Origin of the sequence: Nannocystis pusilla, from assembly GCF_020073745.1 — a bacterium.
Classification (GTDB): domain Bacteria; phylum Myxococcota_A; class Polyangia; order Nannocystales; family Nannocystaceae; genus Nannocystis; species Nannocystis radixulma.
Genome location: NZ_JAIRAU010000001.1, coordinates 569,328 through 596,023, shown reverse-complemented (window position 1 = coordinate 596,023; position 26,696 = coordinate 569,328). Strand labels below are relative to the sequence as shown.

At 71.5% G+C, this 26,696-nt stretch carries 22 protein-coding genes; 13 read left to right on the top strand and 9 right to left on the bottom strand.

From position 1 onward, the window contains the following. Position 1 precedes the first annotated feature (1 nt). On the top strand, positions 2-568 hold the full coding sequence (locus K7C98_RS02390) for a hypothetical protein (protein ID WP_224189844.1): 567 nt from the start codon (positions 2-4) through the stop codon (positions 566-568). Here the strand turns inward: K7C98_RS02390 and K7C98_RS02385 are convergent. Further along, entirely contained in the window at positions 562-1,872 is a 1,311-nt protein-coding gene (locus K7C98_RS02385; protein WP_224189843.1) for a hypothetical protein, read from the bottom strand. The two genes, K7C98_RS02390 and K7C98_RS02385, sit on opposite strands and share 7 nt — an antisense overlap. Before the next feature lie 101 nt (positions 1,873-1,973). On the opposite strand from K7C98_RS02385, the gene K7C98_RS02380 reads away from it, so the two are divergent. Then, the gene (locus tag K7C98_RS02380) at positions 1,974-2,909 is read left to right on the top strand and encodes a helix-turn-helix domain-containing protein (RefSeq protein ID WP_224189842.1); all 936 of its coding nucleotides are present in this window, start codon (positions 1,974-1,976) and stop codon (positions 2,907-2,909) included. A 5-nt stretch (positions 2,910-2,914) separates the two neighbouring features. On the opposite strand, the gene K7C98_RS02375 is transcribed toward K7C98_RS02380, so the two are convergent. Continuing rightward, positions 2,915-3,493: a hypothetical protein gene (locus K7C98_RS02375; protein ID WP_224189841.1), complete on the bottom strand. Its 579-nt coding sequence runs from the start codon at positions 3,491-3,493 to the stop codon at positions 2,915-2,917. Between the two features lie 307 nt (positions 3,494-3,800). Between K7C98_RS02375 and K7C98_RS02370 the strand changes: the two genes are divergently transcribed. From K7C98_RS02370 to K7C98_RS02345, 6 genes are all read left to right on the top strand, one after another. After that, positions 3,801-4,418, top strand: a complete 618-nt coding sequence (locus tag K7C98_RS02370; protein ID WP_224189840.1) for a hypothetical protein — start codon at positions 3,801-3,803, stop codon at positions 4,416-4,418. 176 nt (positions 4,419-4,594) lie between these two features. Continuing rightward, positions 4,595-5,293, top strand: a complete 699-nt coding sequence (locus tag K7C98_RS02365) for a Mu transposase domain-containing protein (protein ID WP_224189839.1) — start codon at positions 4,595-4,597, stop codon at positions 5,291-5,293. Then, positions 5,277-6,038 carry an IS21-like element helper ATPase IstB gene (istB, locus tag K7C98_RS02360; protein WP_096327095.1) on the top strand — a complete coding sequence of 254 codons (762 nt, stop codon included), beginning with the start codon at positions 5,277-5,279 and terminating at the stop codon, positions 6,036-6,038. Before K7C98_RS02365 ends, istB begins: the two co-directional genes overlap by 17 nt. A gap of 260 nt (positions 6,039-6,298) precedes the next feature. Continuing rightward, complete coding sequence (locus tag K7C98_RS02355) at positions 6,299-6,454, top strand: helix-turn-helix domain-containing protein (protein WP_224189838.1); 156 nt, start codon at positions 6,299-6,301, stop codon at positions 6,452-6,454. Between the two features lie 214 nt (positions 6,455-6,668). Further along, entirely contained in the window at positions 6,669-6,845 is a 177-nt protein-coding gene (locus tag K7C98_RS45410; protein ID WP_224190595.1) for a helix-turn-helix domain-containing protein, read from the top strand. Then, on the top strand, positions 6,842-7,930 hold the full coding sequence (locus K7C98_RS02345) for a tyrosine-type recombinase/integrase (protein WP_224189837.1): 1,089 nt from the start codon (positions 6,842-6,844) through the stop codon (positions 7,928-7,930). The genes K7C98_RS45410 and K7C98_RS02345 overlap by 4 nt, the downstream gene beginning before the upstream one ends. Positions 7,931-7,964: 34 nt before the next feature. Here the strand turns inward: K7C98_RS02345 and K7C98_RS02340 are convergent, their stop codons facing one another. From K7C98_RS02340 to K7C98_RS02330, 3 genes are all read right to left on the bottom strand, one after another. Further along, positions 7,965-10,274, bottom strand: a complete 2,310-nt coding sequence (locus tag K7C98_RS02340) for a DUF4215 domain-containing protein (protein ID WP_224189836.1) — start codon at positions 10,272-10,274, stop codon at positions 7,965-7,967. 697 nt (positions 10,275-10,971) lie between these two features. After that, positions 10,972-12,279 (bottom strand): PQQ-binding-like beta-propeller repeat protein, encoded by a 1,308-nt coding sequence (locus K7C98_RS02335; RefSeq protein ID WP_224189835.1) that lies wholly within the window; start codon positions 12,277-12,279, stop codon positions 10,972-10,974. A 336-nt stretch (positions 12,280-12,615) separates the two neighbouring features. After that, positions 12,616-13,176 carry a hypothetical protein gene (locus tag K7C98_RS02330; protein WP_224189834.1) on the bottom strand — a complete coding sequence of 187 codons (561 nt, stop codon included), beginning with the start codon at positions 13,174-13,176 and terminating at the stop codon, positions 12,616-12,618. Positions 13,177-13,522: 346 nt separating this feature from the next. Between K7C98_RS02330 and K7C98_RS02325 the strand changes: the two genes are divergently transcribed. Genes K7C98_RS02325 through K7C98_RS02315 form a run of 3 tightly spaced genes read left to right on the top strand, consistent with a single transcriptional unit; the run spans position 13,523 to position 16,152 of the window. Beyond that, the gene (locus tag K7C98_RS02325) at positions 13,523-14,317 is read left to right on the top strand and encodes an RNA ligase family protein (RefSeq protein WP_224189833.1); all 795 of its coding nucleotides are present in this window, start codon (positions 13,523-13,525) and stop codon (positions 14,315-14,317) included. A 31-nt stretch (positions 14,318-14,348) separates the two neighbouring features. Next, a complete protein-coding gene (locus tag K7C98_RS02320) occupies positions 14,349-15,467 on the top strand; it encodes an AAA family ATPase (protein ID WP_224189832.1) in 1,119 nt (372 codons plus the stop codon). Positions 15,468-15,507: 40 nt separating this feature from the next. Beyond that, on the top strand, positions 15,508-16,152 hold the full coding sequence (locus tag K7C98_RS02315) for a ubiquinone biosynthesis protein COQ4 (RefSeq protein ID WP_224189831.1): 645 nt from the start codon (positions 15,508-15,510) through the stop codon (positions 16,150-16,152). A 3-nt stretch (positions 16,153-16,155) separates the two neighbouring features. Here K7C98_RS02315 and K7C98_RS02310 read toward each other — a convergent pair whose 3' ends face one another. Further along, positions 16,156-17,160, bottom strand: a complete 1,005-nt coding sequence (locus K7C98_RS02310) for an ornithine cyclodeaminase family protein (RefSeq protein ID WP_224189830.1) — start codon at positions 17,158-17,160, stop codon at positions 16,156-16,158. Positions 17,161-17,501: 341 nt separating this feature from the next. Here K7C98_RS02310 and K7C98_RS02305 point away from each other — a divergent pair, with 341 nt between their 5' ends. Beyond that, a complete protein-coding gene (locus K7C98_RS02305; protein ID WP_224189829.1) occupies positions 17,502-18,461 on the top strand; it encodes an NAD(P)H-binding protein in 960 nt (319 codons plus the stop codon). A 13-nt stretch (positions 18,462-18,474) separates the two neighbouring features. On the opposite strand, the gene K7C98_RS02300 is transcribed toward K7C98_RS02305, so the two are convergent. Together K7C98_RS02300 and K7C98_RS02295 are read right to left on the bottom strand one after the other, a co-directional pair. Continuing rightward, positions 18,475-19,311 (bottom strand): hypothetical protein, encoded by an 837-nt coding sequence (locus tag K7C98_RS02300; RefSeq protein ID WP_224189828.1) that lies wholly within the window; start codon positions 19,309-19,311, stop codon positions 18,475-18,477. 238 nt (positions 19,312-19,549) lie between these two features. Then, positions 19,550-20,692, bottom strand: a complete 1,143-nt coding sequence (locus tag K7C98_RS02295) for a saccharopine dehydrogenase family protein (RefSeq protein WP_224189827.1) — start codon at positions 20,690-20,692, stop codon at positions 19,550-19,552. A gap of 55 nt (positions 20,693-20,747) precedes the next feature. On the opposite strand from K7C98_RS02295, the gene K7C98_RS02290 reads away from it, so the two are divergent. Continuing rightward, positions 20,748-25,841, top strand: a complete 5,094-nt coding sequence (locus tag K7C98_RS02290) for a protein kinase domain-containing protein (protein WP_224189826.1) — start codon at positions 20,748-20,750, stop codon at positions 25,839-25,841. Between the two features lie 373 nt (positions 25,842-26,214). On the opposite strand, the gene K7C98_RS02285 is transcribed toward K7C98_RS02290, so the two are convergent. Further along, complete coding sequence (locus K7C98_RS02285) at positions 26,215-26,694, bottom strand: host attachment protein (protein ID WP_224189825.1); 480 nt, start codon at positions 26,692-26,694, stop codon at positions 26,215-26,217. Positions 26,695-26,696 lie beyond the last annotated feature (2 nt).

Sequence of the window (26,696 nt, the reverse complement as noted above, 5' to 3'; positions counted from 1 at the left end):
GATGGCGTCGAAATCGTCCAAGAACAGCGACCTCCGCTATGGCATGACAGGCTTCGCGCATGCCAGGCAACCAGCGGGAGCCCATCCGGTGGCCATCGTGGCGCTGAAGGAATGCGGGAACATCCGGGAGGCGACGAGTCCCCCTGTCGAGCCGCTCGCCAGCGAGTCATCTGCGCTCGGGTCCGTCGTTGACACCACCGCGACCGAGGTGCGGACCGTCGCCCAGGGCTCCGCTCGCGCGCACACTCCCGCCGCCATCGAGCCGCCGATCCGATCGGAGACGCCCGCTGTAGCTGCGAAGCAGGAGGAGGCGAGCGAGGGCACGAGCCGACGTCGAGCGCGCCGGACCTCCGACGACTACAAGCTGCCGCCGCGGGGAGCCCGAAAGCAGCGGCCACGATCGCATCATTTCCGGTTTCCGGAGGAGATCGGCGCCTACCTCAACACGCTCGCCGAAGCGTTTGACTGCACCCGGACTCACGTCGTTTGTTCGGCGATCCGTTCGGAGTGGCAGCGCCTCCGCCGCAAGCAGGCGAAGGATGCGAAGAAGGCCTCGACCTCTCACTGATCCTGGCGGTCGCCGACGCGACCCTTGCCCGCGCGCGTAGAGAGTCGAGCGATGCACGTCGCGTTCGGTTCGCTGAACCACTCCACGTGGTTCTTCCAGTACGCGATCCGCTTGACGACTGCGCGCTCGAACAGCGGGGATCGAGCGGCGAGCCAGTGCAACGCGCCGCGGCCGGCGCGCTCCTTCGGTGGTGTCCGCATGTCGCCTTGCTCAAGGACCCAGGCGAAGACTTCCGTGTGCGTGCCGACCACGGGAGTCCTGCGACCCCTCGCGTGCGCGGCTACGAGGGCCCAGACCAGATGCCGCGCGTACTCGGTGCCGAGCTCGTCCCGGGCGGCGCGCACGAGCACCGCGAGGTGGTCGCGGATCGCCGGATCCAGCTTGGGCTGGCGTGCGATCGCGTCGGCGACCGTCTCGGGCGTGAAGGGTCGCGGCCGCTCGAGCAGCACGACCGGGACCTCGTCAGGCAGAAGCTCGTGGCCGTTCGCCTGGCTGGCTGTCCCTCGGAACAGGCATCGTGCAGCGCCGTCCTCGCCGACGAGGACGAGGGCGACGTCGTCGTCACCGAGAAGACAAAGGTAGACCTCGCCGAGCGGCGTATGCACGAACCCGGCAAGTCCCGGAAGCCGGACGTACTCGAGCCGATGCGGCACACCGCGGACGCGAACGGCGAACGGCTCGTCGCCGTCGTGCAGGTCGTTCGCTAACTCGTTGGTCAGGTTGCCGCGCCAGAAGTTCGCTAGCGCCGTCAAGTTGTAGTCGGGCCCGAACCCGACCAACACGAACGCGCCCGTGGGGCTGACCAGGAAGAGAGCGTGGTCTCCGTGGAGGTCCGCTCCGAGCGGGCGCACGCGCGCTTCGTAGCCGGCGCCGAACCCCTGCGACCGCGCGCTCTCATGGTTCTTCATCCTCCTGAACTGCGTCAGATGAAGCCGTCGCTGCGGGCGTCCGGGTCGAGCAGGCTCGTCTTCGGTGACGAAGGGCGCGCCATGAGGGCCGCCTCTCCGGCAGATCTGCTGCGCGCGAGCCTGCAGTGCCAGGAGCTCTCCGCGGCCAATGATGCGGGAGCCACCCCGCGGCCAGCGGAACCGGAGCTTCATCTCGCGGCTCCGTGCGCGCCCCGACTCGATCTTGATGTCGTAGTCCTTCCACCACGCGTAGTAGTCGCTCCCGTGGCGTTCCCACTCGAGGGCGACGGCCTGCGACGTGAACTGCCGCCAGTGCCGCAGCAAGTATGTGAACGGCTCCTCCTCGCTCGGAAAGTTGAAGAGCTCTCGGAGCCGTTGCTGGATCTCGAGCATCATCGATGCACTCCTTCCGGGTCGGAGGCCCGGAGATCTCGTTGTTGGCAACTATCTGGAAACTCTAGCAGGGCCATGGCCTTACTTGCCAGATTGATCTAGCTGTGCGCTTTGAAGCGCAGAATTCATGGGAATCTAGGCTGGCAGATAGCTCCGTGAGCGAAAATAGACTCTGGCAAGACGCGGGTAGCCCGGCGATCGAGGTCCTATCCTCACCACATGGGAGGTTGGAGATGATGCGCGAGGAAGGCTTCAAGACGCTGATGGAGTACGTCCGCGGGATGATCCGAGGCGAGCGCCCGGACATCGACGTGGTGACGGCGCGGGCGCTGGAAGCCCTGCGCCGACAGCCGCTCGCGGTCTTCCTGGCCGAGCTCGCGGCGTCGGGCTGCAAGATCCGCAGCGCCCGCGGGAACACCTCCGGCGACGTGATCGACCTACTCGAGCAGGTGCGGGTGCAAACTGGCGTTTCGAAGCAGGAGTTGTCTCGGCGCTCCGGCGTGTCCCGCGGGCACATCATCGCGTTGCTCGGCGACGGCGCCAACCCCACGCTCCAGACCATCGTCCGCCTGGCGATCGGGCTCGGCTTCCCGCTCGAGGTCGTCTGCCAGGCCGGGAGCGACCTCGACGACGGCAAGGTCGAAGACGAGTCCCTATCGAGGATGGACGAGGCCCCGCCCGCGAGCGAGGGCGCCGCGTGGGGGCAGGTCGGCACCTTCGGCGCGACGATGGCAGGCGCGACGTTGCTCCCGCAGTTGTCCGGGGACCCTCGCGCCGCGTTCATCGGCTGCGGTGTGCTCGGGGCCGCAAGTCTGGGCGTCGCAGTGTTCGTCGAGGATCCGGCCGTGCGTCGTGCGTCCGGTCTCGTCGCCGCCGGCCTGCTCACCGGCGCGGCGATCGGCGGCCTCGTCGGTCTCGTACGCGCGCATCGCAGCGCGCAGCAGCAAGGAGTGTTAGCGCCGGCCAGGATCCGCGTGAATTCGCCGACGAGACATGCGACCGGTGACGCAGCGGCTCGGCGGCTCTTGCCTGATGTGTAAGCCAGCTAACCAAGCGGGCCGAGGGTGAACCAGACCAGCTGGTCCTTGGGTTGAATTCGCGGACGGGAACGGCGCTGCGGGTAGAGAGGTGCAGCCGTCCAGAAAAGGGTGAGCGCTGCGGTGTGTGGCAGCCCGCAGCGCTCGGTGTCGAAGATGGCCCAAAGGCCAGACGAGGATCGACGGGGTGAAGGTACCGCGGCGATTTCAGGAAGGCAAGCGGATGTCGGCGGCGGGGTGGAGACGCCCTCGACGAGGACGAACGGGGATTCCGAGCCTTTCTGTGTGGGCGGTGCCGACGGCTCGTCGTGCTGTGCCGGCGGTGCGATCGGGGCGACCTGTACTGTGGGCCAGCCTGTGCTCGGGTGCAGCGGCGAGAGTCGCTGCGCCTGGCCGGTCGTCGATACCAACAAACTACCGCTGGCGCCCATCGGCACGCCGCGCGCCAGCGACGGTACCGCGAAGCGCTCCGGCAGAAAGTGACGCATCAGGGTCTTCCCGCAAGCGAGGGCGTCGGCAGGCTCCGGGGTGACGCGGCCGAGACCACCACGGAGGTGGTCGGCGCGCGCAGGAGCGAGGAACCACATGCTGGAAAGACCATGGCGCTCGGAACTCGTCCTGAAGGACAGCCGAGCGAGGCTGACCGTGAGCTCGCGATCGCGGCGACTGCTCGAAGCGGACCTGCCGTACCTGGGCGAGGAGAGGCTGGCGCTGCGGCACATCCTGGAGGGCCTGGCCTTGTGGCAAGGCCCGCCGCTCATGCTTGCGTGCGATGTGGACGCGGGTCTGACGGATGGATCCGGCAGCGCCCGCGCCGTCCCCGGGCTCCTCGTGCCCCCAAGCCCCCCTGGTGCGGGCGTCGATCGGCGTCCGCGTGACGGACCGAGGTGAGCCATGAAGCGCATGACCCCCGAGATCGAGGCGGAGATCGTGCGTCTCCACTCTGCGGAGCACTGGCCGATCGGGACCATTGCTCGTCAGCTCACGATTCATCACAGCGTCGTCCGCCGCGTGCTCGGGCGCAAGGAGCTCATGGGGCCCACGCTGAGCGAGCGGCCGTCGATCGTCGATCCGTACCTCCCCTTCATTCGCGAGACGCTCGCCGCATACCCGACGCTGTCCTCGAGCCGGCTGCTCGTCATGCTCAGGGAGCGCGGCTATCCCGGCCAGAAGTCGCGCCTGCGCGAGGTCGTGGCGCGACTGCGGGCCCGCCCGAAGGGCGAGGCATACCTGCGACTCCGGACCTTGCCCGGCGAGCAGGCGCAGGTCGACTGGGCCGACTTCGGGACGCTGAAGATCGGCCGCGCCGAGCGCCCGCTGATGGCATTCGTCGTCGTCCTGAGCTGGTCGCGTCGACTGGTCGCGCGCTTCTACCTCGGGCCGCAGATGCCGGTCTTCCTCGCCGGCCACGTCTACGTCCTCGAGCGTCTCGGCGGGGCGCCGCGGGAGCTGCTCTACGACAACCTCAAGAGCGACGGGGTGACGCCATTCGCTTCAACCCCACGCTGCTGAATCTCGCCACCCACTATCGCTTCGCCCCGCGGGCATGCGGGCCGCGGCGAGGCAACGAGAAGGGTCGCGTCGAGCGTGCGATCCGCTACCTTCGTGAGGCATTCTTCGCGGCCCGACCCTTCGACGGACTGGACGACCTCAACGCCCAGCTCGAGGCCTTCTGCGACGGCCCCGCGATGGATCGGCGCTGGCCCGAGGAGCAGACCCGCACCGTCCGCGAGGCCTTCGCCGAGGAGCAGCCGCGGCTACTGCCGCTGCCGGACGCGTCCTTCCCGTGCGAGACGCACGTGCCGGTGCAGGTCGGCAAGACGCCCTATGTCCGCTTCGACCTCAACGACTACTCGGTCCCGCACCGCTACGTCGAGAGCGAGCTCATCGCCGTCACCGGCATCGACCGGATCCGAATCGTCGACGGCGTGAACGTCGTCGCCGATCACCCACGCAGCTACGACCGCGGCGCGCGGGTCGAAGATCCGCGCCACGAGAGCGCGCTCCTCGAGCACAAGGCCGCCGCCAAGCAGCACCGCGGCACCGATCGCCTCGTCGTCGCCGCGCCCAGCACCGGGACGTTTCTGATCCGCGTCGCCGAGCGGGGCCACAACCTCGGCACCGCCGTCGCCCAGCTCCTGCGCCTGCTCGACGAATACGGCGCCTGTCCTCTGGAACAGGCGATCGCCGAATGCGTCCAGCGCGATGTCGTCCACATCCCCGCCGTCCGCCAGCTGCTGCAACAGGACCGGCACGCGGTCCCGCGACTGCCCGGCGCCCAGCCCCAAGATCCGCGGCTCCGCGACATCGTCGTGCGACCGCACGCGCTGGCCGATTACGACCTCCTCACCGGCACCGACCAGGAGAACGATGACGACGAACCATGATGACCCTCTCCGCCGCCGCGCCGCCGCGCTCGGGCTGCACGGCGTGCTGACGCACTGGCACACCCACGCGCGCGAACCGTGGCTGCAGCGCCTCATCGAGATCGAGGAGGTCGAACGCAAGCGCCGGAACTACGAGCGGCGCCTCCGCGACGCGCAGCTCTCCGCGATCAAGCCGCTCGCCGAATTCGACTGGAAGCACCCGAAGAAGATCGACCAGGGCCACATCCAGGAGCTCTTCCAGCTCCACTTCCTCCGCGATGCGACCAACGTCGTCTTCATCGGCCCCAACGGCGTCGGCAAGACCATGCTCGCGCAGAACCTCGCGCTGCACGCCCTCGGCCTCGGGCACACGGCCCGCTTCGTCTCGGCCTCCGCGATGCTCACCGATCTGGCCTCGCAGGACGGCGCCCTCGCGCTCAAGCGTCGACTCCATCGATTCGCCAAGCCTGAGCTCCTGGTCGTCGATGAGGTCGGCTACCTCAGCTACTCCGATCGCTCCGCCGACCTGCTCTTCGAGGTGCTCAATCAGCGATACGGCCGGGTCTCCACTGTCGTGACCACCAATCGGCCATTTAGCGAATGGAGCGCGATCTTCCCCAATGCCACCTGCGTCGGCACCCTGGTCGATCGACTCTGTCACCACGCCGAGATCGTCGAGATCGCCGGCGACTCCTACCGCCTCAAGGAGGCCAAGGACCGCCGCTCACGCCGCTCGCAGCGCGCCAACGCCGTCGCGGCGGAGTAGCCCGCACCACATCGCTCAGGCCGGCGCCCCGCGGGACGCCGGCCTCGGCGCGCGCGCTGACCGGCGAAAACAGGCGCGGCGAAACGCGTCGGCGAGATGCATCGGCGAAGTACGTCGGCAAACTCTGTCGGCGGAACGCGTCGGCGAAATCTGTCGGCGAAACATGTCGGCGTATTCGCGCGGATCGTGCCCGGCGATAACAAGGAGAGGCCCATGCCCGCTGAGACGACGCTCCGGAGTACATCGGGTCCAGCGAGGCCATGAAGATCACCGGGTTCTCGCGCACGACCTTCTACCGCCGGGTCAAGGACGGCGACATCCCGTGCGTCCGGGCGATCCATCGCTGGATCTTCCACCGCGAGACGCTCATCGCGTGGCGCGAGAAGCTGCTGGCGCCCTCACGATCCGCGCCCTGAGCCGCTCGTCGTCGTGCATCTGCATCCGCTCGTCCGATTTGTCGGTCAAGCACTTCCGTCGAATCAGGAGGGATCCGTGTACAACTCCGATCCTTGCGGCAAGGGACCGTCCCGAGTGCGACATGTCCATTCGGACAGGCGCGCTGAGATCGCCCCTGAGCGCCGTTCACCCGTCGTGAGTTCGCGTGAGGCGTCGCCGCTCCCGCCGCCGCTGATGACGGTCGAAGAGCTCGCCGCACTGCTCCACACGAGCAAAGGCGCGGTCTATGCCCGCCATGCCCGTGGCGGGATCCCAGGCGGCGTGCGTCTCGGTCGGACCTTGCGCTTCGACCCCCGGATCATCGCACAATGGCTCTCGGCGAACAGTGCGAGCGCGGGAGGTCGGTCATGACGATCAAGCTGCGCCCGTGGAAGGGAAGGAAGAATGAATTTGAAGTCGACGTCATCGTCAAGAACGCAAGAGGTGACGAGCTCAGGAGCCGGGTCAAGGCGCCTGTCACCGGCAAGACCAGCGTCGAGCGGTGGGCCAGGAATCTGGAGCAGGAGCTGCTCGCGCGGCTGCTCGCGCCGGAGCCCGAGCCCGAGAAGCCGCCACCCCCGACGTTCGAGGAGTTCGCCAAGACCTTCCTCGACCTGTGCCTGGCCGACCGGCTCGGGACCAACACGCTGATGAACTACGACGTCCATCTGCGCCTGTACCTGCTCCCGGTGCTGGCTCGGCGGCGACTCGACGAGGTGACGCCCAAGGACATCACCGCGATCAAGAAGTCGCTGGTCAGCAAGTCGCACAACATGATGTGCGAGGTGCTCAAGACCCTCCGCCGGCTGTTCAACCGGGCGATCGCGGAGAAGGAGATCAAGTGCGCGCCGGTGGACTTCGAGATCCCCCGCCGGAAACGCAAGCCCGCAGTCGCGTATGACGACCAGGAGCAGGTGGCACTCCTCGCTGCGGCCGAAGCGCTCGGTCCGATGTTCGTCGTCGTCGTCCTACTGGGCCTCGACGGTGGTCTGCGCCGCGGAGAGATCCTCGCGCTCAAGTGGGCGGACGTCGATTTCAAGCGACGGCTCGTCACGGTCCGCCACAACATCGTGCGCGGCAAGCTCGATGTCCCCAAGGGCAGGACCGAGGATGAGGTCGGCTTGACTCCGCGCCTCGCCGAGGTTCTGCGGAGTTTCCCAGCCACCGGCCCCTTCGTGCTCGACAACAGCGGGGGCCACTTCAAGGAGCACCGCATCAAGGGGTGGATGAAGGCGCTCGTGAAGCGCGCGGGTCTGCCCTGGCGCGGCACCCACGTCCTCCGCAAGTCGTGCGGCACGCGGATCGCCGAGGGCGGTGGTGGGGTGGCGGCTGTCGCCAGCCACCTCCGCCACAAGGATCTGCAGACCGCGAGCGACTACGTCGATCGACGCCGCGGCAGCGCTGGCGCGATCCACGCCTTGGAGACGTCGGGGAGACGCACTTCCGAGCACTCGTAAGTGCTCGGAATTTTAGCATGAATTTGGCTTTTATCTACTGCTCGAAGCAGTAGATTCGATTCACATCATCACAAGTTTGGTCGACGCGATCGGTCCAGTCGCCGGAGACGCTGTCGTTGCGGCCTTCGCGGGCCCACCAGAAGATGATGCCGCTACTCGTCCAGGCGTCGCAGTTGTTGCCCTCGCTGGAGCCGTCGTGGTTGGTGCCGGTCCAGACGTCGGCCTGACCGAGGTAGACTCCGAGCTCGGTGAGGTTGAAGGCGACGTCGATGCTGCCGTCGGTGAGGTCGGGCCAGGACTGCGCGATCTCGATGTTGTCGAGGCGGCGGTAGCCGCTGGCGGACTTGGTGAGGAAGCGGTTGTTGGGGTTCAGGCTGTCGGTGCTGAGCCAGGCCTGCCAGGTCCCGCCCAGGCCCTGGGCGTTGGCCAGGCCCTGGCACTTCTGGTCGCCGCCATTCAGGCCGCCGAGGTTGCCCTTCCACGCCTGGCTGCTGAGGAACACCCGCTTCGGCACCCTGCACGTGGGGCTGCAGCCGTCGTTGCCGACCAGGTTGCCGTCGTCGCACTGTTCGTTGCCGCTCCACACCGCTCCGTCGCCGCACTTGGCGATCTTGCAGGTGTTGATGCAGGCGTCGTTGTTGCTGCCGTTGCCGTCGTCGCACTCCTCGGCGCCCTGCTTGAAGCCGTCGCCGCACTTGGGCAGCAGGCAGGCCAGGGTGCAGGCGCCGTTGTTGTTGTTGTTCTGGCCGAGGTCGCACTCCTCGTTGAGCTGCTTGATGCCGTCGCCGCAGGTGGCCTGCTTGCACGCGTTGGTGCAGCTGTCCTCGTTGCTGTTGTTGCCGTCGTCGCAGGCCTCGCCGGGGCCGACGTGGCCGTCGCCGCAGAACTGGACGGTGCAGTCGGCCTTGCACGGCTTGTCGTTGCCGTTGTTGGCGCCGTCGTCGCACTGCTCGGTGCCGGCCCACACCAGGCCGTCGCCGCACTCGGCGTCCTTGCAGGCGAGGGTGCACGCGCCGCCGTCGTTGTTCTGGGCCCCGAGGTCGCACTCCTCGGCGATGCTCGGCTGCTCGTGGCCGTCGCCGCAGAACGGGACCAGGCACTGGTCGGTGCAGCCGTCGTCCTGGTTGCCGTTCTTGCCGTCGTCGCACTGCTCGGCGCCCTCGGTCAGGCCGTTGCCGCAGAACTCGAGCAAGCAGGTCGCGCTGCAGCCGTCGTTGCCCGTCAGGTTGCCGTCGTCGCACTCCTCGCCGGGGCCCTTGTCGCCGTCGCCGCAGGTGTTGTTCTGACAGCTGGCGTTGCACGCCTGGCCCGGGCCGTTGCCGCCGCCGAGGTCGCACTCCTCGGGCGATTCGCCGATGCTGTTGACGAGGCCGTCGCCGCACACGCCGACCCGACAGCTCGCGGTGCAGTCGCCCTGGTCGGAGTTGGCCTCGCCGGCGTCGCACTCCTCCTGATTGCTGTCCTGCACGAAGCCGTCGCCGCAGGCGGCCAGCGTGCAGACGTCGGTACACTCGTCGGTGTTGACGGCGTTGCCGTCGTCGCACTGCTCCGCGGCCGCGACCTCGCCGTCGCCGCAGGTGGCCAGCGCGCACTCGTTGCTGCACTCGTCGTTGTCGACGTCGTTGCCGTCGTCGCACGCCTCGCCCGGGCCGACGAGGCCGTCGCCGCAAACATTGGTCTCGCACTGCGAGGTGCAGATATTGTTGTCGCCGTTGTTGGCGCCGTCGTCGCAGCCCTCGCCGGGGCCGAGCACGCCGTCGCCGCACACGTTGGGCACGCACATCGCCGTGCAGATGCTGAGCGGCGTGCCGTTGGCCGCCCCGTCGTCACACGCCTCGTCCGGGCCCTTGTCCCCGTCGCCGCACGTGTTGAGCGTACAGTCGGCCTTGCACGCCTGCCCGGGCCCGTTGGCCGCCCCGTCGTCGCAGGCCTCGCCGCCCTCGAGCAGGCCGTCGCCGCACACCGCGTCGGGGCCGGTGGTGCCGGTCGTGGTGTCGGTGTCGGTCGCCGTGCCCTCGGTCTCCGTCGCCGTGCCCTCGGTCTCCGTCGCGGTATTGGCGGTGTCGGTCTCCGTCGCCGTGACCCCCGTGTCGGTGGTCGCCGCCGTCGCGGTCTCGGTCGTCGTCGCGCCGTCGGTCATGCCGATGCCGGTGGTCGGCACATTCGTCGTCGTCGGCACCGTATCGCTGGTCGGCGCGGTCGACGAGCCGTCGCTCGTCGCATCGGTGCCCGTCGTCGTTTCGGGCGTCGCGGAGGTCGTCGACGTGTCGTCGGAGCACGCAGAGACCAGCGCCAGCAGGGAGACCAGGGCGTAGGACGGATACACGGAGCTTTGAAAACGCATTCGCGGACGCTACCGGCTGGCTCGTCCGCCCGCAACACCCGCACCGGTCGAGGCCCCAGGACGATCGGGTGCACCGACGCACGCGCCGCCCCGCTCAGGGGGACGCCGAGCGGTCCGTGTTCGCGGCCGGCAGACGATCGACCTCGGCGATCGGCGAGCTCCGACAATCCTGAGGCTCGCTTCGTCCTCGTCGGCGTCGAACGGTTCGTCGGCCCGCTCGCGACTGCGACCAGCGGCGAGCCGGCGCGCGTGCCGATCGTGCGTGCCAGCGGTGCGCACGCCGCCGGGCCGCGCCGAAGGCCGCGAGCCTCGACCGCGGCATCGTGATCGCCATTCGGCTCGTCGCGCCGATGACCGGGGTGGAGCGGGTGCGGCGAGGCGGCGAGGTCGAAGCTCTCTGTCAAATGTGAAAGGAGCCGCTCCCGGGTCGAGAGCTCGACCTTGAGCGAGAACAGCGACTCGGTGACGGCGAACATCAGGCCCCCGGGCAGGTCGGCGCGGGCGCGCACGCCGAGTACGCCGACCGCCGGTCGGCTGGCGCCAGGAGCCGGCGGCGGGCGCGAAGCTGCACCGAGTCAGGGTCATGGCATCGCGCGCCCGCGGCGGGCGATTGCGCGCCTGCTGCCAATCGCCCCCGGCGGCTCGCCGCTCAATCACAGCACCGCGGCGAGCCCGGGAACCACGAGCGCGACCCTGGCTAGGGGCTGAAGATCGCCAGCCAGACGTCTTCGACGGAGTCGTCGTCGTCCATGCTGCCGCCGGCGATGATGCGATCCGCGGCGTCGATCGCCACCGTGATGCCGAGGTCGAGGCCAGGGCCGTTGACGGTCCTGGCCCATCGGAGGGCGCCATCGGGGGTCAGCTTGCACAGCTGGATCCCACCGGAGCCGTCGCCGATCACGACGATGTCGCCCTGGCTGTCGACCGCCACGTCGCGGGCGCTCTTGCCGGGGCACTCCTCCGTCGACCACACCGGGTCGCCGGTGCTCGTGAGCTGACGGATGCCCATGCCCTCCAGGGCGCGCGACGCCACGAGCACGAGGCCCCCCGCGTTGCCGGCGATCCCACGAATGAACCCGTCGGGGGCCGGCAGCGTGCTGTTCCACAGCGGCCCGCCGTCGCCCGGGGCGAACGCCGCCAGGTACGCCGGATATTGTTCGTCCCCCGCGTGCCGCGAATAGCCGACGACGACCGCGTCCGGGGTGACCGCGAGGGCGGGCCCGAGCGGCCAGTGGGAGTCGAAGCCGGCGACGAGCGTGTGGCTGGCCGTCCACGCCTCGGTCCCGTCGGCGGCGTAGCGGCGCGCCCAGAGGCTCGAAGACTCGTCCGGCTCGACGCCGAACCCAGCCACGATGACGCCGTCTTCGACCGCGACCGCCTGCGTGAGGTATTCGTAGCCCAGGCCGCTCCGGATGGTGTGCTCCCATTCGACCACGCCATCGAACGACAGCTTCGCGGCCCATCCGTCGTGCTCGTCGATGTCGCCGGGGAAGCCGCCGGCGGCGTAGAGCGACGATTCGCCGACTGCGACCCCGAGCACGAGGCCGTACGAGCCCGGCTGGAACGACTGCGACCACACCGGCTGGAGTTGGTCGTCGAAGCGCGCGACCCACGCGGCGAAGCCGGGGGCTCGACCGCCGACGAAGATCGATCCGTCGTCGCCGACGGCGACGGCACGTACCGCGTCGTAGTCGTCCGTGGCCGGGTGGTGCTCGAACAGCAGCTCGCCCGACGGCACGCAGTCGTTGTTGCAGCCGTCACCGTTGATCGTGTTGCCGTCATCGCAGGCCTCGCCGTCGTCGACCTGGCCGTCGGGGCAGGTCGTCAGACCGCCGGTGGTGGTCCCGGTGGTCGGCGGATCGACGGTGCTCGTCCCGGAGCTCGAGGTCGTGGGCGCGCCCGTGGTCGGCTCGATCGTCGTGCTCGTCGCGTCCGTGCTCGCGAGCTGGTGATCGGTGTCGCTGTCGCCGCTCGACGCCGGACAGGCAGCGCACGCGGCGAGCACAAGAAGGAGAGAGCGAGAATCGTGACAGGTAATGATATGCATGCGGAGATCCGACGGCCGGCGCGAGCGCTGCGAATCAACGGAGCGAATGTCCCATGGCACAGCCGCGGCGGCGTGCCGCGACGAATCACGAGAGTGCGCGGGCTCGACCATCCGCGTGATGGTAACACATTTGGCGACACTTCCACACGCGCAGATCTCGCAGATCGTCGCTGGCGCGCCGATCTGGCTCCGTGGGCTCGTTCTGCAGGGCGTTCGCCGCCCTCGCGCGCGTCCGCGGGCGGGCGAATGCGCGCCTGCTCTGTTGCCAATCACCCCCGAAGGATTCGCCGCGAATCACAGCAACACGGCGAGCGCCCACGCGACCACCAGCGCGATCCCGACCCCGATCTTGAGCCACTCGGTGGGCGGGCGCGTGTCGACGTCGTCGGCGCCGTCGGCGTCGTCGGCCAGGGGGGCGACGCCGCGGGCGGCCTCGGGGTGCTCGGCGCACACGCGGGCGAACAGGGCGCGCACGCGGTCGCGGACGCGCCCGGCGATCGCGTGGTTCTCTTTGGCCCGCTGCAGCGCGAGGAAGTCGGTCCACACGCCGTCGAGGATGCCGTCGAGGCGGCCCCACTGGCGCAGGGTCTCGGGGTCGTCGTCGGCGGCGATCCGCAGCCGCCGCATGGCCTGCTTCATGGCCGCCTGGGCTGCCAGCAGCTCGTCGCCGGCGTGCGCGTTGTCGCGGCGGGTCTGGTCGCCGAACAGCCCCTCGCCGGTCGGCAGCCCGAGCAGGTCGAGCCGCTGCTGCCGCTTCAGAAACTGCGTCGTGCCCTGCACCGACAGCAAGATCCGGTCGGCCGTGCGCAGGTCTTCAAGGGCGGCGCGAATGTCCTCGGCGGTGAGCTGCGACATGCCGGCGCAGCATAGCCGGGCGCCCGGCGCCTCACCACGAATTGACATCCGACATGTTACATGTCCCTACGAACATGTCCGCATGTTTAGCTCATGCCCGCGCCTGCGCGCCTCCCCGGGCGGCGGCTTGACGACTGTCGCGACTTCGGGCATCTTGTCCGCCGCCTCGAGGTTACACCTCATGTTCGTTTCGGTCCGTTGAGCGCCCGCGCGCGCTCCCACCCCGGCAGTCGCCGTTCGCAGCCGTGTCTGCTCCACGCCTCAGGGCCGGGAGCATTCGCCGGCGCGAGCGGGGCGACGCCGGGGTCGACCGGGGAGCGGCCGGCGGCGCGAAGGAGCGTCCGTCATGTCACCGCCCATTCTCAAATATCCCCGCACCCGCCACCTCGAGGGCTCCCGCTTTCAGCACGGCGACCACGACCTCGACGAGGTCCCGTTCCGCGACATCCGCGGGCGCTTCGTCGTGGTCGAGGAGAAGATGGACGGCGGCAACGCCGGCATCAGCTTCGACGAGCACGGCCAATTGCTGCTACAGAGCCGCGGGCACTACCTGGTCGGCGGCGGCCGCGAGCGCCACTTCGACCTGCTCAAGCGCTGGGCGGCCGCCCACGCCGAGGACCTCTACCTGGCCCTCGGTGAGCGCCACGTGATGTACGGCGAATGGCTCTACGCCAAGCACACCTGCTTCTACGACGCCCTGCCCCACTACTTCATGGAGTTCGACATCCTCGACCGCGAGACCGGCGAGTTCCTGTCGACCGCGCGCCGGCGCGAGATGCTGCGCGGCCTGCCGGTGGTGTCGGTCGAGGTGCTGTGGGAGGGCCACCCCGACAGGCTCGGCGACATCACCCGCCACGTCGGGCCATCCCGGTTCAAGACCCCGCGCTGGCGCGACAGCCTGATCGCCGCCGGTGAGGCCGCCGGCGTCGCGGCCAGCCAGGTCGTCGCCGAGACCGACGGCTTCGACGACATGGAAGGCCTCTACATCAAGGTCGAGGAGGAGGGCCGCGTCACCGCCCGCCTCAAGTGGGTCCGGGCCAGCTTCCTCAACGCGATCCTCGACAGCGGCAGTCACTGGCTCGACCGGCCGATCGTCCCCAACCAGCTCGCCGACGGCGTCGACCTCTGGGCCCCCGCCTGAGGCCGCGCCGCCGCGCCCAGGAGACCCCGCCATGCTGCTCCCCTACCCCTGCCCCGCCGATCCGCGCGTGTCGACGGCTGTCCCCTGGGACAGCTTGTCGGAGCCGTGGATCGCCCCCATGGCGAGCTGCCCGCAGGACCCGGAGCACCACGCCGAGGGCGACGTCTGGACGCACACCAAGATGGTGTGCGAGGCGCTGGTCGGCCTGCCCGGCTGGCAGGCGCTGGCGCCGGCCGACCGCGAGGTGGTGTTCGCCGCGGCGCTGCTGCACGACATCGCCAAGCCGGTGTGCACGCGCATCGAGGACGGGCGGATCCGCCAGCCCGGTCACTCGCCGCGCGGGGCGCTGATGGTCCGCGCGATGCTGTGGAAGATGGGCGTCGCGCCGGCCGTGCGCGAGCGGATCGCCGCGCTCGTGCGCACGCACCAGATCCCGTTCTTCCTCATCGACCAGGACGACGCCCGCCGCCGCGCCGCCAAGATCAGCCAGACGGTCCGCTGCGACCACCTGGCCCTGCTCACCCGCGCCGACGCGCTCGGGCGGATCTGCCGCGACGTGCACAAGCTGCTCGACAACATCGACCTGTTCGTCGACTTCTGCGCCGAGCACGAATGCCTCGACCGGGCGTGGACGTTCCCGAGCGCGCACACGCGATTCGTCTACTTCCGCAGCGAGGGCCGCGACCCGCGGTTCGCGGTGCACGACGACACGCGCTGTGAGGTCGTGCTGATGTCGGGCCTGCCCGGCAGCGGCAAGGATCACTGGATCGCCCACAACCTCGACCTGCCGGTGGTCTCGCTCGATGCCCTGCGCGAGGAGCTCGACCTCGATCACACCGGCCCGCAGCACGCCGTGATCCAGGCCGCACGCGAGCAGGCCCGCGAGCACCTGCGGCGCGGCCAGTCGTTCGTGTGGAACGCGACCAACCTGAGCCGCGACCTCCGCGGCCGCCTCATCGACCTGTGCGCCGATTACGGCGCCCGCGTCCGCATCGTGTTCCTCGACACGCCGTACCGGCGGGTGCTGCGACAGAACCGCGAGCGCGCCGCCCAGGTCCCGCTGGCGGCGATCGAGCGCATGCTCGCCCGCTGGGAGCCGCCCGACCTGACCGAGGCCCACCAGGTCGAGTGGATCGTGCAGGACGAATGACGTCAGGTCGCGGCCCGACGCGACTACGATCGGACCCGCGATGACGAGCGAGACCCCGTCCCTGTGGGCGCGCCTGCGGCTGCTGCGAACCCTGCGCGCCGATCCCTCGCGGATCGGCGACGCCTCGGTGCTGCAGAGCGACCTCATGGGCGCGCGCATGCGCGAGGAGATCCGCCAGCAGGTCGAACACCTGTGCGCGCGCAGCCATTGCGACCGCCTGCGCCCGCGGCTCGACCACGAGGCCCTGCGCCGCCTGCCGCCCGGGACGTTCGGCCGCGCCTACGCCGAATTCTGCGCCGCCCATCGCATCGTACCGGCCACCATCAGCGACGCCTTCGACGACGACACGCTGCGGCGCAACCCGGCGATCGCCCGCTACATCTGCCTGCACGACATGTTCCACGTCCTGCTCGGCTGCGACACCTCGCTCCCGGGCGAGCTGCGGATCACCGCGTTCATCATGGCGCAGCGGTGGTTCGCCGCCGGCGAGCTGTTCCTCGCGCTGCTCCATGTGCTCGGGCCGCTGGCGCGACCGCATCAGGCGCGCGAGGTCCTCCGCAACCTCCGGCTCGGTCGCGCGCTGGCCCGCCGCGCGCCGATGCTGCTCGCCGAGCCGCTCGAAGATCTGCTGGGTCACGAGCTCGCCGACGTGCAGCGGCGCCTCGGCCTGCCGGTCACGGCGTGACGTTCAATCGAGCCCGCGGCGGCGACCGCCGAGCTCGACCTGCACGCCCACGCCGGTGGCGAGCGCGCGCCCGTGCAGGTAGTGCGCGACGGCGACATCCTCGACGCCGAGGCCGAGCGATTTAAATAGGGTGATGTCGTCGTCGCTGCGCCGGCCCTCGCACGCGCCGCACAGCAGCTCGCCGAGCTCGCCGAGGATGTGCGCGTCGTCGACGGCCCCCTCGGCGCGGGCCAACAAGAAGTCGCCGGACTCGGCCAGCACCGACTCGCAGCGGTCGACGTACAGCCGCGCGCGCGCCACCGCCTCGGCGTCGAGCTCGCGGGCCGAGGGGACGCACGCGCCGACGGCGTTCACATGTGTCCCCGGGGACAGCCAGGCGCCGGCGAGCACCGGCTCGCGCGCCGAGGTGGTGGTGCACACGATCGACGCCCCCTCGACCGCCTCGCGGGCCGAGCCCGCGGCGCGCACCTCGACCGGGAAGCGCTCGCCGGCCCGGCGCGCGAACACCTCGCGGCTGGCCGCCGTGGCGCTGTAGACCCGCACGCGCCGGAGCGGCCGCACGCACAGCATCGCCTCGAGGTGCGTCCACGCCTGCGTGCCGGCGCCGAGGAGCGCCAGATCGTCGGCTGTCTCTCGGGACAGGATGCGCGTCGCCACCGCCGAGACCGCCGCCGTGCGGATCGCCGTGACCTCGGTGGCGTCGAGGATCGCCCGCGGCGCGCCGGTGTCGGCGTCGAACAGGGTCACGAGGCCCTGGTGCGAATCCAGCGGGGTGCCGTGATTGCCCGGGAACACGGCCACGACCTTGAGCCCGAGCGCCCGCCGCGAGTGCAGCGCCGCCGGCATCATGCCGAGGATCGCGCCGCCGGGCAGTCGCATGCCCCAGCGCAGCGGACTGGTCGCCTCGTCGCGCGTCAGCGCCGTCAGCACCTCGGCCATCTGCTCGATGCATTCCGCCATCGGCAAGAGCTGGCGGATCTCGCGTTGCGTCAGAATCACCGCTGTCATCGGCCGGCGACGGTCGCACGGGGCCGCCGCGCCGACAAGCGCACGCGAGCGAGCAGGCGCGCGCCCGCGCGAGGCGATTCGTGCGAGATCGCTCACCCCCTCGGCAATCGTGACAGCGAGCGCGACCCGCCGTCCAGGCAATCACCTCACCGATCGCGGCATACCATTCGTCGTCCCAGCTCGAGGCCGTCGGCGGTCCACCAGCGAGACAGCAGCCGAGCGCCCGGTCCGGGCGACATGTGTGATTCGCCGCGGTCATGGACCTCGGCGGGCGAGCGGCCGTTCCCCGCGAGCAGGCGCGGCGGTGCGTCCTGCGGTGCGCGTGCTATGCCGTCGCGACCATGGCGCGGATCCTCCTCACCGGCGCCACCGGATTCATCGGTCGCGCGGTGCGGCCGGCGCTCGAGCGGGCCGGCTGGCAGGTCCGCGGACTCAGCCGCGACGTCGGTCGCGCCCGGGCGCGCTGGCACGACCTCGATTGGGTCGAGGGCGACGTCGCCGATCCCTCGGCCTGCGCGCGCGCGCTGGCGGGCTGCGACGCGGCGCTGTACCTGGTCCACGGGCTCGGCGGGGGCGCCGATCTTCGCCGGCGCGAGGTCGCGGCGGCGCGGGTGTTCGCCGCCGCCGCGAGCGCGGCCGGCGAGCTGCGACGAATCGTCTATCTCGGCGGCGTGGCCCCGGCCGGCGCGGCCTCCGAGCATTTGCAGAGCCGGCTCGCGGTCGGCGAGGCGCTGCGATCGGGGCCGGTGCCGACGATCGAGCTGCGCGCCAGCATGATCGTCGGTCACGGCAGCCTGAGCTGGCTGGTCGTCCGCGACCTCGCGGCGCGCCTCCCGGTGATGGTGCTGCCGCGCTGGCTGCGGTCGCGCACCGAGCCGGTGGCGATCGACGACGTCGTGGTCGCGCTGACGCGGGCGCTCGCGCTCGAGCGGACCGACAGCGCGTGGTTCGACATCCCCGGCCCCGAGGCGCTCACGGGCAAGCAGATCCTCGAGGAGACCGCGCGGGTGATGGGCCTGCGGCGGCCGACCTCGCTCGACGTCCCGCTGCTGACCCCGCATCTGTCGGCGCTGTGGGTCCGCTTCGTCACGCGCGCCGACTGGTCGGTGGCTCGCAGGATCGTCGTCGGCCTCGAGCACGACCTGTTGGCCGAGAGCGACCGCTTCTGGACCTTGATCGATCACCCCGTGCGCGTCCCGTTCGCCGAGGCGGCCCGCCGCGCGCTCGCGGCCGAGGAGCGCGAGGGCCTGCCGGTGCGCGGCGCGTGGGGCGTGGTCGAGCGCATGCTCGCCACGCATTGATCACACCGTCACTTCATTCGTGCCAGGGCTCCCACATCGTGCGCAGGCTGACCAGCGCACCGGTGGCGCCGGTGATCTCGGCCTTGTAGGTGGTGCCGCCGGTGAGCCTGAGCCCCGGGTCGTTGTCGTAATGGCGGCCGACCCACGTGCCCGGCGCGATCGGATCGGTGGAGCCGCGCTCCCACCAGCACTCGAGCTCGCAGTCGAAGAATTCGCAGGTGCGGCGGCACTTCCACCAGTCGGTGGTGAAGGTCGCCGTCTGCGTGCCCTCGCGGCCCTGCAGCGCGACCGCCTCGTACTCGCCGGAGTTCATGTCCGACGTCGATTCGGCCCACTCCCAGCCCTGCGTGCAGTGCGTCCGCTCGACGCGGGTGCAGAACGTGTCCTTGAACCACTTCTGCTCCCAGTCGTCGCGCGTCGGCGAGACGGTGACGACCGGCAGATTCGGCGGCGCGACCGGCTTCGGCGACGCCGGCTCGTCGTCGACCTCGCGCTCGGCCTGGCGGTCGAGCGCCGCGGCCAGCGCGGGCGGCATCGCCTGGCCGGGCGCCAGCGTCGTCCACACCGCCGCCGCGCCCTCGCGCATCAGCTCCGGCGTGACCACCCGCTTCGGGTCGTCGACGCTGCCGCGCTCGAGCACGCTGATCATGCCGGCCTCGAGCTCCTCGAACACCACCACGTGGCCCTTGCCGAGGTCGAGCTCGGCGAGCACCCGCGGGCCCATCGGGGGCGCGGGCGCGGTGCCGACGGCCACCGTGGCCTTCGCCTGGGCCGGCGCCTCGTCGGGCGTCTCGGCGGGATCACAGCCGGCCAGCGCGACCGACAACATCATGGCTGCGCGTCGATGCATGCGACGCCTGACCTTGACACACTGACCAGCGGGCGCAAGCGCAGATCGGCCCCGATCGGCGAACTCGACGACGCGGATCTACCCCGTCGCAGTGATCGTCCGCGACCGCCGCGACCCGCGCGTGTCGAGTCGCCGCCGGCGATGCAGCCGCGCCGATGTCACATCGACGCGACGTCCTCGAGCCCGGCGATGTCCGAATCGCCGTACATGCCGGAGACGTTGCGGAAGCACGGCCATCTCACCGCACCGTGAAGCTCATCCCCGCGGCCTGCAGCCGCGCGATCAGCAGCTCGCCGCAGGCGGCCGCGGTGGTCGACACCCCACCTGTCTCTTTGAACATATTACGCTGCAGCACCAGACACAGGGCCGTCTCGCCGGCCATCTTCGCCGTCTCGTCGTAGCCGGGGTCGCCGCCCGAGACCTCGGTGATCACCGGCGCGTCGCTCCCCGCCCGGCCGACGAAGGTGACCTTGAACCAGCTCTTCGCCCGCACCTCCGGCGCGGGCCCGCTGCCCGGCGGATTCATCCGCGTCAGCAGCCGCCGCACCGGCCCGATCTTCGCCGCCCCGATCAGCGCGCCCGCCCCCGCGAGCGCGAGCGGGACCTGCCACAGCCACGGTAACGCGACGTAATGTGCGTAGCTGAATTCGGGCCCGTAGTCGCCGCGCAGCCGGGCCGAGCGACGAGCGATCTGCGGGTCGATGGTCGGCAGCGGCAGAGCCCAGCGCCCGAGCTCGCGCTGGAAGTGGATCGCCGGCCGCTTGCGCGCGCCGGGCCCGCCCGCCCGCGACTTGCGCGGCGGCGGCGGCGAGGCCAGCACGCCGAGCGCGGACGCGAGCGTGCCGCCCGAGAAGCCGCCGCGACCCTCGAGGTAGCCGGCGATCGCGAGCGGTCGGTCGCGCGGGAGCGCCCGCGTGGTCCACAACACCCCGAGGTCGGTGGGGATGCTGTCGAAGCCGCAACACGGCAGCACCAGCACGCCGCGGGCGCGCGCGGCGTCGTGGTGCAGGTCGATGATGCGGTCGACATACGCGGGCTCGCCGGTGAGGTCGAGGTAATCTGCACCCTGCTCGACGCACGCGCGCACCACCGGCTCGCCGAATTGCACGTAGGGCCCGACGGTGGTCAGCACCACCCGCGTGCTGGCGGCCATGCGCGCGAGCGCGGCGGGGTCGTCGACGTCGGCGACGACGATCCCGACCTCGCGCCCGAGCTGCGCGGCCAGCCGCTCGAGTTTGTCGCGGGCGCGACCGGCGACGGCGAGCCGCAGCTGCGGCGGGGCGTGGGCCGCGAGATAGGCGGCGATGAGCCGACCCACGAAGCCGGTGGCCCCGAAGATCGTAATGTCCCAACTCCTCGTGGTATCGACGGGCGGCGTCACCGCGGGAGGATACCCTGTTTCGCGCGCGGCACCTGACGCTACACTCGCCTTTGCCTTGAGCCACTACCTCGTCGTCGAACACCTGCACGACGGCGCCGTGTTCTCCCTCGACCGCGCGCTCGACACGACCGACAACCGGCCGGTCGTGCTGAAGCGGCTGCCCGCGAGCCGCAGCGACCCGCACGAGCGCAGCCGGCTGCGCCGCGAGTACGAGATCTTGCAACGCCTCGAGGTCGCCGGGGTGGTCCGGGCGCGCGCGCTCGAGGAGGAGGACGGCGAGCTGCGGCTGGTCCTGGCCGACTTCGGCGGCGACACGCTCGACGCCCGCCTGCGCCGCGCCCCGCTGACGCTGCCGGAGTTCCTCGACCTGGCGATCCAGCTGGCCGAGATCGTCGACGCGATCCACCGCCGCGGCGTGGTGCACAAGGACATCAAGCCGCGCAACATCCTCGTCGACCACGCCGGCCAGGTCCAGGTGATCGACTTCGGGATCGCCTCCGCGGCCCCGCGCGAGCTCGCGGTCGCCGGCCCGCCGCGCGTGCTCGAGGGCACGCTGGCGTACATCGCCCCCGAGCAGACCGGGCGCATGAACCGACCCGTCGACGCCCGCAGCGACCTCTACTCGCTCGGCGCGACGCTCTTCGAGATGCTGACCGGCGCGCCGCCGTTCGTCGCCACCGACCCGGTCGAGCTGGTCCACGCCCACATCGCCCGCGCGCCGCGGCCGCCCGGCGAGCTGGCCGGCGGGATCCCGGATGTCCTTTCGGACATCGTCCTCAAGTTGCTGGCCAAACAGGCAGACGACCGCTACCAGAGCGCGAGCGGGCTGCGCCACGACCTCGAGCACTGCCGCGAACGCCTGCGCGCCGGCGCGGCGCCGGCCCGCTTCCCGCTGGCGACCCGCGACGCGCCGGCCCGCTTCGAGCTGCCCGCGCGGCTGTACGGGCGCGAGGAGGCGGCGACGCTGCTGTCGTGCGCGTACGCGCGGGTGGTCGAGGGCGCGGCCGAGCTGGTGGTCGTCGCCGGGCCGCCGGGGATCGGCAAGTCGGCGCTGGTCCACGAGCTCGACCGCGAGATCGCCGGCCGCAGCGGGCGCCTCGTCGCCGGCAAGTTCGAGCAGCTGCGCCGCGACCAGCCGTACAGCGCGGTCCGGACCGCGCTCGTGCAGCTGGTCGAAGGCATGCTCGCCGACTCGGAGGAGGGCCTGGCCCGCCGGCGCCTCGCGCTCGAGCGCGCGCTCGGCCGCCTCGCCGGCCCGCTGCTCACGCTCCTGCCCGAGCTGCAGCCGGCCCTGCCCCGCGTCGCCCCGTCCGGGGTCGACGGCGACACCCCGGGGGCCGCACGCGGCCGCCTGCACCGCGCGGTGCGAGGGCTCGTGCGCAGCTTCGCCGACCCGCGCGCCCCGCTGGTGCTGCTGCTCGACGACCTGCAGTGGGCCGACTCGGCCTCGCTCGAGCTGCTGGTCGCGCTGCTGACCGGCGAGAGCACGCCCGGGCTGCTCGTGATCGCGACCCTGCGCGACGAGGCGGCCTCGCCGGCGCTGCAGGCCACGCTCGCCGCGCTCGACCCGGTGTCGCGCCGCATCGACCTGCGCCCGCTGAGCGGCGAGGACACCCAGGCGCTGGTCGCCGACGCCCTCCGCCGCGCGCCGGCCGAGGTCGCGTCGCTGGCGGCGCTGGTCCACGACCGCACCGGCGGGGTGCCGCTGTTCGTCGGCGAGTACCTGCGCGACCTCGTCCACCACGACCTGATCGCCTTCGACCCCGAGCGGGCCCGCTTCGCCTGGGACGAGGCCGCGATCGCCGGCGCCGCGGTGTCCGCGGATGTCGTTACGGTCATGGTTGAAAGGACACGCTCTTTGGGACAGGCGACGAGGGAGGCGCTCGGCCGTGCGGCCTGCGTCGGCGGCGAGTTCGACGCGGCGCTGCTGGCCGACCTCGCCGGACGGCCCGAGAGCGAGGTCGCGGCGGCTTTGGTCGAGGCGGCCCGCTCGGGCTTGATCGTCGCCTGCGGCGGGCGCTGGCGGTTCTTCCACGACCGCGTGCAGCAGGCGGTCGAGTCGCTGCTCGACGACGGCGAGCGAGCGGCGATCCACCTCGCGCTCGGTCGCCGGCTGCGCGGCGCGGACGCGGTCGACGAGCGCCACCCGCGGCTGTTCGAGATCGCCGATCACTTCAACGCCGCGATCGGCCAGGTCGACGACGCGAGCGAGCGCAAGGCGCTGGCCCAGATCGATCTGGCGGCCGCGCGTCAGGCCAGGGCCGCCGGCGCGTTCGCGGCCACCGTCGCCTACGCGAGCGCCGGCGCGGCGCTGCTGGCCCCGCTGGCCGGCGAGGCGCCGCACGACATGTTCGCGCTCGGCCTCCTGCGCGCCGAGGGCCTGTTCCTCGGCGGCGACCACCCCGGCGCCGAGGCCTCGCTCGCGGCGCTGCTCGAGCGAGCGACCGAGCCGCGCGAGCGGGCCCTCGCGTGCGAGCTGTGGGCCGCGCTCGACCTCCACGTCGGCCGGCTCGCGTCGGCCGTCGAGCGCGGCCTGACCGGTCTGGCGGCGATCGGCTTCGAGACCCCGCGCAAGGTCGGCCTGCCCGGCGTGATGCTCGAGTTCATGCGCACGCGCTCGGCGATCGCCGGCCGCTCGCCGCGGGTGCTGGCCGACCTGCCGCCGCTGACCGACCCGACGATCCGCCTGGCGCTGCGCCTCTACTTCGTCACCATCGGCGCCGCGTTCCAGCTCGACACCATGGCGATGATGGCGATGACGCTGCGGGCGACCCGGCTGTCGCTGCAGCACGGCACCTCGAGCCTGTCGGCGGCCCAGTTCCTCAGCTACGGCATGCTGCTGGCGATGGTCCAGCGCGATTCCAGGCTCGGCGACGACTACGGGCGGTTCGCGCTCGAGGTGCTGGCGCGCTACCCCGACCGCGGCGTCGAGGCGGTGGTGAAGTTCCTCTACGGCTCGATGATCCAGCCGTGGCTGCACCCGTTCGCCCGCGCCGTGCCGATCTTGCGCGAGGGCGTCCAGGCCGGGCTCGACTCCGGGCAATTGATGTACGCGGCGCTGTGCGCCAGCTCGCTGGTCAGCACGCGCCTGCAGGCCGGCAGTCCCCTGGAACAGGTCCGTCAGGACATCGAGGCCGGGCTCGAGCTGACCCGCACCGTTCGCGTCGACTCCGCGACCGCGCACTTCCAGAGCGCGGCTGCGACGATCGCCGCGCTGACCGGCGCGCCGCTCGAGGTCGGGCCCGTCGACCCGGCGCGCGAGTCGGAGGAGATGGTGGTGGTGGCGCGCGCGGTCCAGGGCGCGATGGTCCACGCGATCTTCGGCCGCGTCGCCGAGGGCCTGGCCGACAGCGACCGCGCCGAGCCGGCGGCCGCGCGCCTGCTCGGGCAGGCGCCGCTCTACTGCGATCACCTGTTCTTCCGCGCGCTCCTGCTGGCCCGCCGCGGCCCGCCCGCGGGCGCGCTCGGCCGGCTCCGCCTGCGCCGCACGCTGCAGGCCACCGCCGACAAGGTCGCCGGGTGGAGCCGCGCCTGCCCGGCCAACTTCGAGGCGCGCGCCCACCTGCTGCGCGCCGAGCAGGCCCGCGTCGCCGGCGACGGCGCGGCGGCGCTGCAGGCCTACGAGGCCGCGCTCGCGGCCGCGGTGCGGCACGGCCGCCCGCACGACGAGGCGATCGCCTGCGAGGTCGCGGCCCGCTACTTCGAGGTCGCCGGCCTGCGCGACGCCCAGCAGGTCTACCTCCGCCGCGCCCGGCGGGCCTACCTGCGCTGGGGCGCGCTGGCCAAGGTGCGGGCGCTCGAGCACGGCCACGCCGGCCTCGACCGCCGCGGCTTCGACCTCGACGTCCGCGACACCTCGGACCGCGGCCTGAGCCTGTCCCCGAGGACATCCAGCTCCGACTCGACGGTCAGCCGGGTCGGCCACCTCGACTTCGCCACCCTCTTCAAGGCGACCCAGGTGTTCGCCAACGAGCTCGACCTCGGCCGCCTGCTGGCCGCGGTCATGCGCCTCCTGGTCGAGGACGGCGGGGCCGAGCGCGGCGTCCTGCTGCTGGCGCGCGGCCCCGGCCTGGCCGGCGCGCACATGTACGTCGCCGAGACCGAATCCCACCTGCCGCTGCACGACGTCCCGCTCGCCGAGCTCGACGTCGTACCGGCCGCCGTCGCCATCCTGGCGCACCGCAGCGGCCGCCCGCTGGTCGTCGACGACGCCGCCGAGGATGTCCGCTTCGCCGCCGACCCGTACGTCGAGCGCGTCCGCCCGCGCTCCCTGCTGGCCGCCCCGCTGGTCCACGGCGGCGAGCGCCTCGGCGTCCTCTACCTCGAGAACAACCTCGTCGCCGGCGCCTTCAGCCCCGAGCGCAGCGAGACCCTGCGCCTGCTCGCCGTCCAGGCCGCGATCGCCATCGACCGCGCGCTCCTGTTCGCCCGCCTTGAAGAGGCCCGCCGCGCCGCCGAGGCCGCGAGCGAGGCCAAGTCGCGCTTCCTCGCCAACATGAGCCACGAGCTGCGGACCCCGCTCAACGCGATCCTCGGCTACGGCGAGATGCTGGCCGAAGAGGCGGCCGAGAACGGCTACGAGGCGATGCTGCCCGACCTCGGCAAGATCCAGCGGGCCGGCGGGCACCTGCTGGCGATCGTCCGCGACATCCTCGACCTCACCAAGATCGAGGCCGGCCGCGTCGAGCCGGCCCGCGAGGCGATCGACGTCGCGGCGCTGCTCGCCGACGTGGTCACGATCGCCGCGCCGGACCTCGCCCACACCGGCAACCAGCTGGTCCGCGACTGGCCCGCCGACCTCGGCGTCATGTTCGGCGACCCCACGCTGGTGCGCCAGATCCTCGTCAACCTGCTCGGCAACGCCGCCAAGTTCACGTCCGCCGGTCAGGTCACCCTGAGCGCCGCGCGCGACGAGCAGGCCGTCCGCTTCGTCGTCGCCGACACCGGCATCGGCATGACCGCCGAGGAGCTGGCCACCGCCTTCGAGCCGTTCGTCCAGGTCGACGCCTCGTCGACCCGCCGCTTCGGCGGCGTCGGCCTCGGCCTGACGATCTGCCGCCGCCTGGCCGAGGTGATGGGCGGCGCGCTGAATGCCACCAGCGAGCCCGGACGCGGCTCGGTGTTCACGCTCGAGCTGCCGCTCGCGTGAGCCGGCGGCGCCGGAACTGACATGTCCGCGAGGACATGTCGATGGCGCCCACCGCCCGCCGCGCGCGCCGACGGCCCTCCACGTCACTGACCTGTCCCGAAGAACATGCACGAACACCCTGGGCAGAGCCCCCAGGGGCCTCGCCCTGCCCGGACTGCGCCCGTCGCCCGCGCCAGGAGCGCGGCCCGGCCCGCGAGCCTAGATCATTTAAAATGATGTCCTGAAGGACACATGAACACTCGGACCGGCGCCGCGCCCGCAGATCCGGCGGCGAGCGCACAAGCGCATCAGGACATGTCCCCGAGGTCACCCTCGAGAGCATGTCCTGATGTGCCTTCGGGCTCCGCCGCGGGCGCGCCCGATGTTCGTCGCGTCACACTGCCACGGAGGTGGCCATCGGCGAGCGCAGCGCGTCGCCGAGGCGCGCCGCCACGTCGTCGTCGGGGAGGTCGATCCAGTCGTGGACGATCTCCGCCTGCACCCGGGCGTAGGCGCGGGGAGACAGCGCCCTGCGCAGGTCGCCCATCGCGTGCGACGGTGCGACGAGGATCACACGCTGGGCCAGGCGCTCGGCGATCCCGCGGTCGACGAGCGCGGCGATCTGGTTGCTGAACTCCTGCTCCGCCTTGTCGTGGGGGTTGCTGCGCGGCTCGAACGCGTGGCGAGCCACGGCGCCGGCCGAGGCGCGGGCGCGGCCGGGCCGATCGTCACCGAGCTCATGGCTGAGCTCGCGCCCGCTGGTGAACCCGTCGCCGAACGGCCGGGTGAGCGCCGCGCCGGGTGCCTCCTGCACGAGGATCCGGCTGCGAGAGCCGTCCATGAGCACGATCCATGTCGGAGTGTAGGGCTTCATGC